This window comes from Planctomyces sp. SH-PL14 (genome assembly GCF_001610835.1).
Classification (GTDB): domain Bacteria; phylum Planctomycetota; class Planctomycetia; order Planctomycetales; family Planctomycetaceae; genus Planctomyces_A.
The window spans coordinates 8316905-8331078 of the sequence record NZ_CP011270.1 but is presented as its reverse complement, the minus strand read 5'-3'; the positions used below and the strand labels follow the sequence as shown (position 1 = coordinate 8331078).

The following is a 14174-nucleotide window of genomic DNA, read 5'->3' as shown; positions in this document are numbered from 1 at the left end:
ACGCGATGCCAGTCGCTTCTCTGTCACCCCTCCGGGACGAATGTCCCGCCTGACGACTCCCAGCCCTCCCGCCATTCCGGCCCAGACGACACGAGCCCGCATGCGTCACACCCGCCGCGAATTCCTCCGCGACCTTGGCCTCAGCGCCGCCAGCCTGCCGTTCCTCCTAAACCTGCCGAGCCTCGGGTTCGCGAACCAGGCTCAGCGGAAGCAGCGGCTCGTCGTCATGTTCAGCCCCAACGGGATCGTCCCCAAGACGTTCTGGCCTGACGAGGCGGGCGAGAACTTCACGCTGAAGGAAAGCCTCTCGCCGCTCGAGCCGTTCAAGAGCAAGACCCTCATCCTCCACGGCGTGTGCGACAAGGTTCGCGGCGACGGCGACAACCACATGCGCGGCATGGGCTGCCTGCTGACCGGAACCGAGCTCTTCCCGGGGAACATCCAGGGGGGATCGGACACGCCGGCCGGCTGGGCGAGCGGGATCTCGATCGACCAGGAGATCAAGAACTACCTCCAGCAAAGCGCCGCCACCCGCACGCGGTTCGGCTCGCTGGAGTTCGGCGTCATGGTCCCCGAGCGGGCCGACACCTGGACTCGTATGAGCTACGCCGGGGCCAACAAGCCGGTCTCGCCGATCGACGACCCGTACCAGATGTTCAACAAGCTCTACGGCCGCATGAAGGACCAGGAGAGCCTCAAGAGCGTCCTCGACAACCTCCAGACGGACATCGCCAAGCTCCGTCCGAAGCTGAGCGCCGAAGACCGCCACCTCCTCGAAGAGCAGACCACCTTCGTCCGCCAGTTCGAGCAGGAGATGCAGGCGACGCCAAACCTCGTCGGCCATGCCGTTCCGCAGCTCGAAAAAGGCGTCGAAGAGCAGAACGAGAACATGCCCAAGCTGACGAAGATGCAGATTGACCTGATGGTCAACAGCTTCGTCGCGGACTTCGCCCGTGTGGCGACGTTCCAGATCACGAACTCCGTCGGCGGCGCCCGGATGAAGTGGATCGGCGTCGACGAAGGGCACCACGAGCTCTCCCATGAGCCGGACAGCAACGAGCCGGTCCAGGAGAAGCTCACCAAGATCAACAAGTGGTACTGCGAGCAGCTCGCCTACCTCTGCCAGCGGCTGGCCGAAACGCCGGAGCCGGGTGGAGTGGGAAGCCTCCTCGACAACACGACGCTCGTCTGGACGAACGAGCTCGGCCAGGGGAACTCGCACACGCTCGACAACATCCCGTTCGTCATGGTCGGCGGCGGGCTCGATTTCAAGATGGGGCGGTCGCTCAAGTTCGACAAGGTCCCGCACAACCGCCTCCTTATGTCGTTCGCCCACGCGTTCGGCCACCGCATCGACAAGTTCGGCAACCCGGACTTCTGCGGCGCGGGCCCGCTCAGCGAACTCGTCTGAGCGAGATGGAAACAGCGGCAGGGGAGGGCGTCGCGATGCCGCGGCGCCCTCCCCTGTTTCGTTTCACGGGGTCAGCTTCTAAGATTTCCGCGACCCGCTCGGTCGGCCGCGCTGCAGGGAGCAGCCGGTCTTTCGTTTTCCGCCCGCCGCCTTTCTCTCCGCAGGACGCATGGATTTCACGACTTCGATCACGGGACCGATCGCCGTCATCGGCGACGTCCACGGACACACGCGGCGGCTGCAGGGGCTCCTGGACCAGATCAAGCGGCTCAAGGATTATGACCGCCGCTGGATCGTCTTCATCGGCGACCTAGTCGACCGCGGGCCCGACCCCAAGGGGGCGATCGATCTGGTCCTGCAGCTCAAGGCGGAGCACCCGCTGACGACCGCGATCGCCGGCAACCATGAGCTGGCGATGTCGGCCGCCGTGCGGCGCGTCCCGACCACTCCGGATTCCACCTGGCCGCACCGCTGGCTCGACCACTACGGCGCCCGGCCGACGTTCGAATCGTACGGCGTCCCCTTCGGCGATCTCTCGCGGCTGGCGGCCACCCTTCCGGAGGAGCACGGGCGCTACCTGTCGGACCTCCCGTGGTGCGTCGACCATCCGGAGTACTTCTTCGTGCACGCGGGCCTAGAGCCGCACTCCCCGTTCTCCGTGCAGCGGTCGATCCTCCAGGCGCGGGATTTCACCCTGAGCCGCCCCCAGTGGCTCTGCTCCAAGAACCTGACGATCGGGCCCGAAGGGCAGCCTGCCACGGTCCCTGCCGACTGCCACCAGACAGTCGTCTCCGGCCACGTCCGCGTCCCCAGCGTGCTGATGACGCGAAAGCGGATCCTCATCGACACCTCGGGGGGGGAGGCGGACGGCGTCCTGAGCTGCGTCCTGCTTCCGGAGATGGAGATTCTGTACTCATCTTGACTCGTCGTCGCGATCAGGGGTGCAATACAGGTGGACTACCGCCGGCACGGACCGGTGCTCCTCTGCCCGGACGTTCCCTCGGCCACCCTTCCCGCGAGATGCCCATGACCACTCGAACTTCGTTTGTCGTCGTGCTGGCGCTGGCCCTCTCCGCCGCGGCCGTCGTCGCACAGCCCCGCGCCTCGTCTCCGCCGCCCGCTGGAGCCGTTCCTGGCGGCGAGGGGGAGGTGGGGCAGCTCAAGACGATCGTCGAAGTCGACGTCATTATCCCCTCGGTCGGTGCGGGAGCCGAGGTCCAGGAATGGGGCCGGTTCTTCCAGACCCTGGGGATCTCCGCACAGCTCCGGCAGGGGAACCGCGACGAGCGTCCCGCGACGACGGAATCGGTCCGGGGAACGCTCCGCACGGTCCGGGTGGTTGGCCGCCTCGATCCGCGGGGGACGGTCCTGTTCGACAGCCGCAAGTTCACGACCGCGGACCGGGAGAAGGTCAAGGAGTGGCTGGACGAACTGCGGGTCTACGGGGCCCAGGGAACGCCCGACGGTAAGCCGCTCTGGGGGCTCGACAAGACCCAGTTCGACGAGATCTTTGAAACGCTCTCCCGGCCGACGACGACCGCGTTCGTCGGAATGACGCTGAAGGAGGCGCTGGCCGCGGCCGACTGGAAGATCCCTTATCCCCTCCGGATTCATACGACGGCTACCGAAGCCGTGGCGGGCGAGGCGCCGCTCCGCGTCAATCCGCTGGGGCTGGCGAAAGGGACGGCGCTTGCGGCTCTGCTGGCCGATCAGCGGCTCGGGTTCCGGCCGGAGCGGACTCCCTCCGGGACGATCGAACTGGTGATTCAGCCTCTTTCGATGATCCCCGAGCCGTGGCCCGTCGGTTGGCCGCTCGATCCGGACAAGCCGCGGCATCTGGTTGCTCCGACGTACTTTCAGAACGGGCAGGTCGATTTTGAACAGGTCCCGCTGAAGACCGTGCTGGAGGCGTGTTCGGAGCGGACGGCGACTCCGATCCTGATCGACTACCCGCGGTGTCTCGCGAAGTCGATTGATCCGGCGATGGTGATGGTGAGCCATCCGGCGAAGAAACTGGCGTACGCGCTCGTGGTCAATACAGTGGTCCACCAGGCGCGGTTGAGTCTCTCTCTCAAGCTGGATGAAGGGGGCAAGCCGTTCGTCCACGTCTATCCGTTCGATCCCAAGCCGCTCCCCGCCAAATAGAGTCCTAGCCGGCACGACTCCGGTCGCTCAAACCCAACGTGCCACGGCAGCCTGGGGTCAAGGGGGCCACGCCCCCTTGCCGCCGGAGGCATTTCTGTGCGGAACCGTGGTAAACAACGGCCGTCCGCTTTGTGGTACCAGCAATGAGGACTCATCTGTACCACACCGCTGGCTTTGCAATCTCCGCGTGTTGGTGAGGGGGCATACGACACGTTGTCCGCGCTTGGATACGTGCTCCTTCTGACGGTTTCCGACGGCCAGGCCTCCGGCGGGCAAGAGGGCGTTGCCCCCTTGCATCCCCCACCAGGGGTGACCCCCTGGACCCGGTAGGTTGAGCTTCGCAACTCCGGCCGCTGTCGTGACGCTCCCACCCAGGCTATACTCCAGGGCCGCATTCCCGGAGTCTCAGGCTGTATGAAGGTCCTCGTAATTGGTCAGGGCGGACGAGAGCACGCGCTGTGCTGGAAACTCTCGCAATCCCCTCGCGTGACGAACGTCTACTGCGCCCCCGGCAACGCCGGAACGGGCCTCGACGTCCAGAACGTCGACATCGGCGCGACCGACATCGCCCGCCTCGTCTCCTTCGCCCGTAAAGAAAAAATTGACCTCACCGTCGTCGGCCCCGAAGCGCCGCTCGTCGATGGCCTCGTCGACGCCTTCCTCACCGCAAAACTCCGGATCTTCGGACCGACGAAAGCCGCCGCCCAGCTCGAAGGGAGCAAAGTCTTCTTCAAAGAGGTCATGCGGAAGGGAAACATCCCCACGGCCGAAGGCCGGACCTTCACCTCCGCCGACGACGCCATCCGCTTCCTCCAGGAACGCGAAGACTCCTCCCATGTCGTCAAAGCCGACGGCCTGGCCCAGGGCAAGGGCGTCATCGTCTGCTCGAACAAGGTCGAAGCCCTCGACGCCATCAAGCGGATCATGGTCACCCGCGAGTTCGGCGCAGCCGGCGACCGGGTCGTCATCGAAGACCGCCTCCAGGGCCAGGAAGTGAGCGTCCTGGCAGTCGTCGACGGCCGCACGATCATCCCCCTGGCCCCCGCCCAGGACCACAAGGCGGCCTGGGACAACGACCAGGGCCCGAACACCGGCGGCATGGGAGCCTACACTCCCGCCCCGTTCGCGACGCCGGAGCTCATGGAAGAGGTCGAAACCAAGATCCTCATTCCGACCGTCCACACGCTGAAGCGGATGGGCATCGATTTCCGCGGCATCCTCTACGCGGGCATCATGCTGACGCCGCAGGGACCGAAGGTCCTCGAATTCAACGTCCGCCTCGGCGATCCGGAAACACAGCCGGTCCTGATGCGGCTCAAGACCGACCTCTTCACGCTCCTCTCCGCCGCGGCCGACGGCCGGCTGCAGGACCTCCCGCCGCTGCAGTGGGATCCCCGCCCGGCGCTGTGCGTCGTCATGGCGGCTGAAGGCTATCCCGGCAAGTACGACAAGGGACACGCGATCCGCGGCCTCGACGCCGCGGCCCAGCTCCCGGACGTCAAGGTGTTCCACGCCGGAACGACCGCCAAGGGGGACCAGGTCGTTACCGACGGCGGCCGGGTCCTTGGCGTTACGGCGATCGGGAACGACCTCGACGACGCCAAGCGGAAGGCCTACGAAGCGGTCAAATGCATCCGCTGGCAGGGGGCGTGGTGCCGGAAGGACATTTCCGACAAGGCCCGCAGCCCACGGTAAGTCGGCGGAAGAGGCGGGCCGCGATGCCCCTCTTTGGTTCGCATTTTCACTTTGCAGTTCTCACCTTGGATCGCGCGACGTCCCCGGGGGACGGTCCGCGGATCTGAAAGGCATCAGGCGTGGGTTTGCTGGTCGCCATTGAAGGGATCGACGGTTCCGGCAAGGGGACGCAGGCCGCGCTCCTGCACCGCCGCCTCGTGGAAAGCGGCCGCCGCGCGGCCCTCCTGGGCTTTCCGCGGTATTCGGAGACCTTCTTCGGAGCCCGGATCGGCGACTTCCTGAACGGCCGCTTCGGCCGGCTCGACGAGGTCGACCCGTTCCTGGCCGCCACGCTCTACGCCGGCGACCGATATGAATCGAGGGGAACGCTCCTGGACGCCCTGGCGGCCCACGAAGTCGTCGTCCTCGACCGCTACATCCCGTCGAACATTGCCCACCAGGCGGGCAAGCGCCGCGGGGCAGACCGCCTCCGGCTGCGGAACTGGATCGAGCACCTCGAGTATGAGCTCTACGGACTGCCCCGTCCGGACCTCGTCGTGCTGTTCGACATCCCGGCCCGCGACGCGGCGGGCCTGATCGCTCTTAAGAAGAAGCGGGACTACACCGATTCGGCCGCCGACCTGCAGGAGGCGGACACCGACTACCAGGAGTCGGTCCGGGCCGCCTACCTCGAACTCTCGACCGGGCCGGAGTGGCGGGTCGTGGAGGTCACTCGCGACGCGCAGGTGCGGCCCCCCGAAGTCATCGCCGCCGAAGTCTTCGAGGCGGTCAGCCGGCAAATCGCCGGGCCACGCTGACGGCCCGAGCGGCACCACGCTCCAGCCGTAACCGACGCCCCGACCGCTTCCCCGCGGCGCTCAATCGAGCCGCGAGGCGTCGCCGAACAGGAAGCTGACCGACTCGTTCCGGTGAATGCGGCGGATCGCTTCACCCACCATCGGGGCGATCGAGACCCGCTTGAGGCGGTCGATCTTCCCTTCGACAGGGCAGGGGAGCGAGTCGGTGACGACGATCTCGTCGATCGGCGCCTCGTTGAGGCGGGCGACGGCCGGCCCCGCGAAGACGCCGTGGGTCGCTCCCACGAAAACCTTCTTGGCCCCCAGCCGCCGCGCGACGGTTGCCGCGCCGACGATCGAGCCGGCGGTCGAAATCATGTCGTCGAAGATCAGCGCGCACTTCCCTTCGATCGGCCCCCCGATGACGTTTGCCGGGCGGACGTCCGTGGCGCTCGACCGCCGCTTGTCGACGATCGCCAGCGAGCCGCCGAGGTTCTCGACGTGCTGCATGGCCCGTTTGATGCTCCCCTCGTCGGGGCTCATGATGACCATCTCGTCGACGGGAATCTGCTTCGACTTGAAGTAGTTGTCGAGGATCGGCGCGGCGTAGAGGTGGTCCACCGGCAGGTCGAAAAAGCCCTGGATCTGGGCGGCGTGCAGGTCGACGGTCAGGACGCGGTCGACGCCGGCCGTGTCGAGCAGGTTGGCGACCAGCTTGGCGGTGATCGGGACCCGCCCCTTGTCCTTGCGGTCCTGCCGGGCGTAGCCGAAGTACGGGATCACGGCGGTGATCCGCTCGGCGCTGGCCCGCATGCAGGTGTCCACCAGGATCAGAAGCTCCATCAGGTTCTGATTGGCGGAGGGCCCCGTCGGCTGGATCAGGAAGACGTCCCGACCGCGGACGTTCTGGTTCAGCTTGACGTGCGTTTCGCTGTCCGGGAAATCGGAGATATCGACCGTCGCCAGCGTCACGCCGAGGTATTCCGCGATCTCCGCCGAGAGCTTCGGGTGGGCGCGTCCGCTGATGAGGGTGAGGTGGTCGTACATTCGAGAATTCATATGGGTCGGATCGACCGCCCTCCGTGGCAAAATGCGAGAATAACGGACCGCCCCGAAGGAGCGAAACCCAATTCTCAAGTTTGCCGCTGTCCGGGTGCATTCGCTGGAGGGTGGTCGGTCAACGGGGAGGAGATCGCTTCTCCCGCTGGCTCGAACCGCGTCCTTGCCGGCGCAGCTCCGGTAGCTCAACCCCAACGTGCCACGGCAGCCTGGGGTCAAGGGGGCCACGCCCCCTTGACCCCGGAGGCATTTCTGTGAGGAACCGTGGAAAGCAACGGATGTCGCCTTTGTGGGACCGGCGTTGAGGACTCCGCACTCGCAGCGGGTGGGTGAGGGGGCCATACGACACGTTGTCCGCGCTTGGATACGTGCACCTTTCGATGGTTTCCGGCGAGACGGCCTCCGGCGGGCAAGAGGGCGTTGCCCCCTTGCATCCCCCACCAGGGGCGAGCCCCTGGACCCCGGTTAGATCGGTATTTGGCGACTACCAATCGGCCAACGCACACCCGCCGGGCGCCGCAACCGGATGCGGATTCGCTAAAGTGCCATCTTCCCCCTCTTCTCCTCCCGCGGCCGGAATTCTCTGGTGTTGAAGATCTGCTTCACGGCCTTCAACGCCTACCCCGTGATCGCCCCCGAGTCCGGAGGGGCGATCGGCGGCGTCGAAACGCGGGCCTGGATGCTGGCCCGAGCCCTGGCGGCACAGCCGGAGACCGAGGTCTCGTTCGTCGTCCGGCATCACGAACGGCCGAAATCGCTGACGGTGGACGGGGTCCGGCTGGTCCCGGTCGTCGATCCGCTCTTCCGGATCCGCGAGTCGGTGGCGACGATGGCCTCGCGCTCGCCCCGGTTCCCCTGGATTCGCCTCAAGGGCTTTGCCCCGTCTCTCCTGTGGCAGCTTCCGCTGGTCGGTTTCGACTTCCTCAAGCGGCGTCTACTCCGGCGGACGATCGACTACCGCGCCCCGATGGAGCCGATCGCCTCGACGCCCGCCGATGTCTACGCCACCTTCGGGGTCGTCAACATGACCTCGGCCTCGGTGATCGCCTCGGCCCACGCCCGCGGCAAACGGGCGGTGCTGTTCCTGGGATCCGACAGCGACCTCGACGAGCGGTTCACCCCGGACTCGACGTACGTCTCTCCCTACGGCGACCCCGCACCGCTGTGCGCCTGGATCCTCGAGAAGGCCGACGTCATCGTCGCCCAGACGCCGTGGCAGCAGGCGACGCTGCGGGAGCGGTTCGGACGGGAGTCGACCGTCATTCCGAACCCCATCGATCACGAGACTTGGGATCGCGGTCTGGAAAACCCGCTTCCCGATACCGAAACGTGCGGGCTGGCCCGGTACGTCCTCTGGGTCGGCCGGGCCGAAGGGGTTCACAAGCGTCCGCAACTGATGGTCGAAGTGGCGCGGCGGTGCCCCAAGGTCGACTTTCTGATGGTTCTCAACCCGCGAGAGCCGGTGCTTGAGGCCCAGATCCGCCGCGACGCCCCGCCGAACCTGCGGATCGTCCCACAGGTCCCGTTTCCCAGGATGCCGGGGCTTTTCGCGAAGGCGGCGGCCCTGGTCAGCACGTCGTCGCTGGAGGGCTTCCCGAACGTCTTCCTGCAGTCGGCGATCTCCCGCGTCCCGATCGCATCGCTCGTCGTAGCCGAGGATTTTCTAAACCGGACCGGCGCGGGTCGCTGCTTTTCGCAAGACCTCGACGCCCTGTGCGGCTACGTCCGGGAGCTGTGGCAGACGAGCGTTCCACTCGAAGCGGCGCGAGAGACGGTTCTTCGCGAAAACAGTCTCACAGCCCGTGTTGCCGATGTCCGGTCTGTACTGGCGAATGCCGCTCAGTTTCCAGAGGCGTGAGCCGCCTCCCATGGGAGGGCGAGGCTCCTGCCGAGCCGCAGCGGTGCTTCCCCCTCCCGAAGCTGCCTCAAAAAAGGCCTACGAGCCGCCGAGCTTCTTCGTCCACTCGCTGTTCGGATACTCATCGCGAAGCCGCGATTCCGCCCGCTCGGCCCGGTCCGCCTGCCCCAGCGAACCCCAGAGCCCGAACAGGTTGTAGAGCGCCTCCGCATGGAGATCCTTGTGCGCCGCAAAGTTCGGCAGCACGTCCACGTGCAGGTAGGCCAGGGCCGCTTCCTTCGGCTTCTCTCCCATGAGACGCAGGCAGTCCCCCTGCCGCAGATACGCCTGGGCCTGGAGCCGCGTGTCCGTCGGAGCCGCCTGATCGATCACCGCCTCCAGCGACTTGATCGCCTCGGCGTACTTCTTGTCGTTCATCAGGCACTCGGCCTGCCCGAGCGTCCCTTCCAGCTTCTGGGACGTCTCGGCGGGCGTTTTCGCGTCGGTCCCGGCCACGGTGTCGAAGATCTTCTTCGCGCCGGCGAAATCTTCCTTCGCCAGCAGCACGCGGGCACTGCCGATCTGAGCCGCCAGTTTCGTCTCCGGCCAGGTCGCCTTCGACAGCGCGTCGAACGCCTTGTCGGCGGCCGCGTAGTCCTTGGACGCGAGGGCCAGTTCGCCGAGCAGTCCCAGGGCCTCGTAGTAGCGATACGAGGTCTTGCGCAACGTCGTAAAGGCGGTGAGCTTGTCGATCGCCTCCTTGGCCTGCGCCGGGTCCCCTTGCGCGGATCGATGCAGGAGGCGGGCAATGTAGAACTCGACGTCCGTCTTGATGTTCGGCTTCAGGTCGGTCTTAAGTAGCTCTTCGAACAGCTCCTTTCCGCGGAGATACTCCGAGCCCCCCTCGAAGCTGCGGGCCTTCTTCATGTCCGCCGGCTCTCCGTCCCACTCGACCCCCCTGATATCGTTCGCCGGGACCTTCTCCTCCCGGTTACCCACCTTCTGCGTCACGACGACTTCATTCGCGTTGATCGTCGTGATGCTCCCGCCGGTCGACTTGTCCTGGCTCTTCCGGTGGACGGTGTCGATCGCGAACGCCGAGAGCGGAGCCAGAAGCACGGCCAGACTGAGAGCGGCGCGCGAGGAACGACGAAGAGTCAGCATTTCGCAACCTGGGAGAAGAGATGTCTCAGGACGGGTCACCGCCCCATACTAACAGGATTTGATCCGAAATCGACCGGCTTCGGACAACGACTCACGGCGGCGGGCCGGGTCGGTTCGGTCGTGAGGACCGCGGCTCATTCGCCGCCGACCCCGCGGCCAGCTGCGCCAGCTTGGCCAGCTGCTTCTTCTGTTGCTGGTTCGCATAAAACAGGATTCCGCCCACCGCCATCAGCCCCACCAGCACCAGCCCGGAGATCACCGCCACGTTCGCCTTGCTGGGCGGAATCGCTCCCGAGGCGTCGGTCGGCACCGTCGGCCCGGCCGCGGCCGGACGCTTCTTGTCCGGATCGACGAGAACCAGTTTGTCCGCCTCGTCGAGATCGACCGCCACCACTCCCAGGTCGGTCTGAACGTCGTGGAACAGCTCGTTGAACCGGCCGTACTCCGACCGCGCGATCTTGCCGTTACCGAGGGCCATCACCGCCCGCGCCGCCTGATTCAGGACGCGGATCCGGTCGTCGTCGGAAGACTGCAGGAGCGCCAGCTTGCGGAGCGACTGCGCCTGCCGCCAGCGGGCGTCCATCCGCAGCCGGTCGAGCGACTCCCGCCGCGTCTCATCCGGCTCCTGGAGCATCTCCCGCTGAACGTCGCGGCCGATCCGGTAGTACCCCCAGACCTCGATGGGGGTCTTCTGTCCGGAGATCGCCAGCGCGTACTTCTGGGCCGCGTCGACTTCGCCGGCGTCCCCCCAGTTCCGATAGAGATCGGCGGCCGCCATCTGACCGCTCACCGAACCCGGCTTCTCCTTGAGGACCTCCAGGATGGCGTCTTCGGCCCCCTTGAAATTCTCCTGCTTCGCGAGCACGCGGCCAAGCTGCAGCCGACACGCTCCGACATGGTCGGGCGAGGGGGCCTTCGACGGATCGTCGAGCATCTGCCGGTACGCCTCCGCCGCCTTCGAGTAATACCCCTTGGCAATACCCGGGTCGTTCTCGGCACTCTCGCCGAGGCTCGAAAACGTCTCCGCGATCCACAGCCGCGTGTTCCAGTTCTGGCCTTCGGTCCGCTGGCGGATGTCGTTCAGGAACGACTCGAATCCGTCCCGGAGCTCGGCCACGCGGACCGTCTCCCCCTGAGCGCGAAGCTGGTTGAGCTGGTTCTGCAGTTCGCGGCCGAAGTCGACGAAGATCTGCGTCAGCGCCTCGGCGTCGTCGCTCCCTCCGGCGGCAATCTCTTCCAGCCGCATCCGGGCCGCCTGCGCTTTGTCGAGATCCTTCAGGCCAATGTAGGCCTTGAGAAGCTGCTGGTAGGCGTAGCTCGCCATTTGGCGGCTCTTAGGGCTGGACGGGTCGCGGGGCCGCTTCTGGCCTTCCGGGACTTCCACCGCTTCGATGACCGCAAACGGCTGCTCGGTCAGCAGCTCCCGGGCTCCCGCCGTCTTCCCCTTCGAGCTGTAGAGCCCGTCGAGGTTGCGGATCGTGGCGAGCGTCAACTTCCCCAGGATCAACTCGTCCGGCGGGCGGGAGGCGGACGCCCCGCGGCCGAGGACATCGATTCCCCGCTCGAGGTTCTGGATCGCCGCCCCCTTCCACTTGCTGAGCTGGTCCGGCGCGGGGCGCTCCTTCTCGTCGAGGTTCGCCTCGCGGGCGTAGTTCTGCCAGTAGGCGTAGCCGATCTTGATCGCCACCGGTCCGAACTGGCTCGCCCCTTCCTTGATCTTCGACCAGTCGTCGATCGCCGCCAGATAGTCGCCGTTGTCGAAGGCGACCGATCCCAGGATCATCCGGGCGTCCCCCCCGCGCTCGGAGTCGGGCCACCGGCTCAGGATCGCCTCCGCCGCATTGCCGAGGGCGACGCGCTCGAACTCCCGGTCGTCCTTGGGGGCCCGGCGGTAGACGATGTCGAGGGCGGCCAGGCCGATGTAGGCCGCTTCCTTGGCGGCGTCGACTCCAGTCCCCTGGCTGAACTTGCGAACCTGGTAGTCGGCGACGGTGGCCGCCTCCAGATACCGCTCCTGCAGGTAGTACGTGTAGGCCAGCCGCGTGCGGGCCGAAGCGACCTGCCGGGCCTCGGACGTGTTGTCCGCCAGCAGGAGCGCCTGGTCGTAGACTCCGCCGAGCTGCGCGGCCCGCTCGAAGAGGGCCTTCCGCTTCTCGGCGATCCTGGTGGGATCGCCGTCGGTGACCGCCTGCGTGTACTCCTGCTGGAGCGACGCGACGTCGGCCATGACGCCATCCGCCTCCGTCATCGCCTCGGTAAAGCTGGCGATGGGGCCCGACTTCCGGTTCCGCATCCCCGCCACTTCCCGCTGCAATCGGATCCCCTTGCCGCGGAACTCGGCGCTGCTGCGGGCCAGGATATTGGCCAGCTCCTGGGCCCGTCCGAGGAGCTGCGACTTCCGCGTGGCGGTGATCCCGTCTTCCTTCGCCAGCTCCCGCAGCGCGAGGGCGTGCTCGTAGGCGATGCCGAGCCCGGAATCGGTCCGCAGCCGGGCTTTATGCTTCTGCATCCAGGCCGTGGCCCGCTCGTCGATGAGCGCGTACTCCTTGAGCGTCGGGTGGTTCATCGCGGCCAGCCGATAGCGGAGCGCCTTGTCCTTGAGGGCGTCGATGTCCGGGTTGCCGTCCTCGAGCTGATCCAGGACATCGTCGTAGATCCCCAGGGCCGGCCTGAGATCCTTGTCCTGTTCTTCGAGGCACTTGGCCTGCATGACGCGGCAGTAGCGGCCGAAGAGCTGCTGGCGGTACTTCTCGTACAGCTTTTCAAAGGCGTCGGCCGCGTCGTTGACGCGGTTCCGGAAGATCTGCGGCTGGGACTCGACGTCCGGATCGCGGTAGCTCTGGGCCGTGGCATACAGGCACATCGCCTGCTCGTACTGCGACCGGAGGTATTGTCCTTCGACCTGGGCCTTCTTGGCGCGCTCGTCAGCGGGAAGGTCGGCGTCGTTGCTGGGGAACTTGTCGTACTCGGTTTTCAGCCGCTTCTCGGCGGCGGCGAATGCAGTCTTGGCCTGGTCGGCAAACTTGCGGGCGCGGGTCTGGAGGTCGAGGCGGCTCTGTTCGTTTGCGGGGTCGAGCGCGGCGAAGATCTCGGTCCAGGCCTTCTGGAGGATGAGCTGCGCGAGCTGGAAGTTCGCCTCTCCCGCCAGGGGATGGCTTCCGTGCGATTTGACGAAGCCCTGGAGAGCCGCTTCGGCATCCGCAAGCAGCCGCCGCTGCAATTCGACGGACGTTGCCCGGCGGGACTGCGCCACGAGCACGAGGGCCCGTTCGTAGCCCAGGACATCGCGGACGTCGGTGGGGACCTTGGGATCCTTTTCGAGGAGATCGAGGTATTCGAAGGCCGCTTCGAAGTGCTCGTCGAGGCCCCCGTCCCGCAGGGCCGCGAGGAATTCGCGGTAGGGTTCGGCGGCGTGGACGGCTCGGGGCGCCGCGGCGAGGCAGAGTCCGAGGAGAAGAAACAGAGCTAGCGCCGGTCGAAACATCAGGCTGACTCAGATACCCGCGGAAGGACGACGCCGGCCGACAGTCTGGCGGGCGTTCCGTTCAAGATATCAGGCGGCGGGCGGAGTGGCACTCCCTCGGGAGAGGGGGGAGAGGGAATGAGGTGAAGCCGGCGGAGGGGAGACGTCTTGTCCCGCTGGCTCGGACGACGTCGCTGCCGGCACGACGATGCTCGCTCAAACCCAATGTGCCACGGCAGCCTGGGGTCAAGGGGGTCTCACCCCCTTGCCGCCGGAGGCATTTTCGTCGCGGAACCGTGGGACACAACGGGCTTCCGCTTTGTGGCACCCGCGTTGAGGATTCCCATGCATCCGAAGGCTTGCTCTGCGCTGCCAGCGGGTTGGTGAGGGGGCATACGGCACGGTGTCCGCGTTTGGATACGTGCTCCTTCAGACGTCTCTCGACGGCCAGGCCTCCGGCGGGCAAGAGGGCGTTGCCCCCTTGCATCCCCCACCAGGGGTGCCCCCTGGACCCCGGTTTGGGCAGTGCCCGACCACTATCTAAGCTTGGAGGAGTCTCCCTTCACTCGCCCGCTCCGCAAACAAAAACGGCGTCGCCGCGAGACCGAGACGACGCCGTTCAAT

At 66.5% G+C, this 14174-nt stretch carries 9 protein-coding genes; 6 read left to right on the top strand and 3 right to left on the bottom strand.

Annotation, left to right across the window (positions count from 1 at the left end; all coding sequences use genetic code 11):
* Positions 1 to 100: 100 nt before the first annotated feature.
* The 5 genes from VT03_RS32160 (at position 101) to VT03_RS32140 (ending at position 6048) form a co-directional block, all read left to right on the top strand.
* Entirely contained in the window at positions 101 to 1411 is a 1311-nt protein-coding gene (locus VT03_RS32160; RefSeq protein ID WP_075096794.1) for a DUF1552 domain-containing protein, read from the top strand.
* 169 nt (positions 1412 to 1580) lie between these two features.
* Positions 1581 to 2333 (top strand): metallophosphoesterase, encoded by a 753-nt coding sequence (locus VT03_RS32155; RefSeq protein WP_075096793.1) that lies wholly within the window; start codon positions 1581 to 1583, stop codon positions 2331 to 2333.
* 104 nt (positions 2334 to 2437) lie between these two features.
* A complete protein-coding gene (locus VT03_RS32150; RefSeq protein WP_075096792.1) occupies positions 2438 to 3556 on the top strand; it encodes a hypothetical protein in 1119 nt (372 codons plus the stop codon).
* 414 nt (positions 3557 to 3970) lie between these two features.
* On the top strand, positions 3971 to 5251 hold the full coding sequence (gene purD, locus VT03_RS32145) for a phosphoribosylamine--glycine ligase (protein ID WP_075096791.1): 1281 nt from the start codon (positions 3971 to 3973) through the stop codon (positions 5249 to 5251).
* Positions 5252 to 5370: 119 nt separating this feature from the next.
* Positions 5371 to 6048, top strand: coding sequence for a dTMP kinase (locus VT03_RS32140; RefSeq protein WP_075096790.1), 678 nt, complete (start codon positions 5371 to 5373; stop codon positions 6046 to 6048).
* 60 nt (positions 6049 to 6108) lie between these two features.
* Here VT03_RS32140 and VT03_RS32135 read toward each other — a convergent pair whose 3' ends face one another.
* The gene (locus tag VT03_RS32135; protein ID WP_231870561.1) at positions 6109 to 7086 is read right to left on the bottom strand and encodes a ribose-phosphate diphosphokinase; all 978 of its coding nucleotides are present in this window, start codon (positions 7084 to 7086) and stop codon (positions 6109 to 6111) included.
* Between the two features lie 586 nt (positions 7087 to 7672).
* Between VT03_RS32135 and VT03_RS32130 the strand changes: the two genes are divergently transcribed.
* The gene (locus tag VT03_RS32130; protein WP_156514933.1) at positions 7673 to 8944 is read left to right on the top strand and encodes a glycosyltransferase family 4 protein; all 1272 of its coding nucleotides are present in this window, start codon (positions 7673 to 7675) and stop codon (positions 8942 to 8944) included.
* A gap of 78 nt (positions 8945 to 9022) precedes the next feature.
* Here VT03_RS32130 and VT03_RS32125 read toward each other — a convergent pair whose 3' ends face one another.
* Both VT03_RS32125 and VT03_RS32120 read right to left on the bottom strand, forming a co-directional pair.
* Complete coding sequence (locus VT03_RS32125; protein ID WP_075096787.1) at positions 9023 to 10087, bottom strand: tetratricopeptide repeat protein; 1065 nt, start codon at positions 10085 to 10087, stop codon at positions 9023 to 9025.
* A gap of 91 nt (positions 10088 to 10178) precedes the next feature.
* Entirely contained in the window at positions 10179 to 13571 is a 3393-nt protein-coding gene (locus tag VT03_RS32120) for a tetratricopeptide repeat protein (RefSeq protein ID WP_075096786.1), read from the bottom strand.
* Between the last annotated feature and the right edge of the window lie 603 nt (positions 13572 to 14174).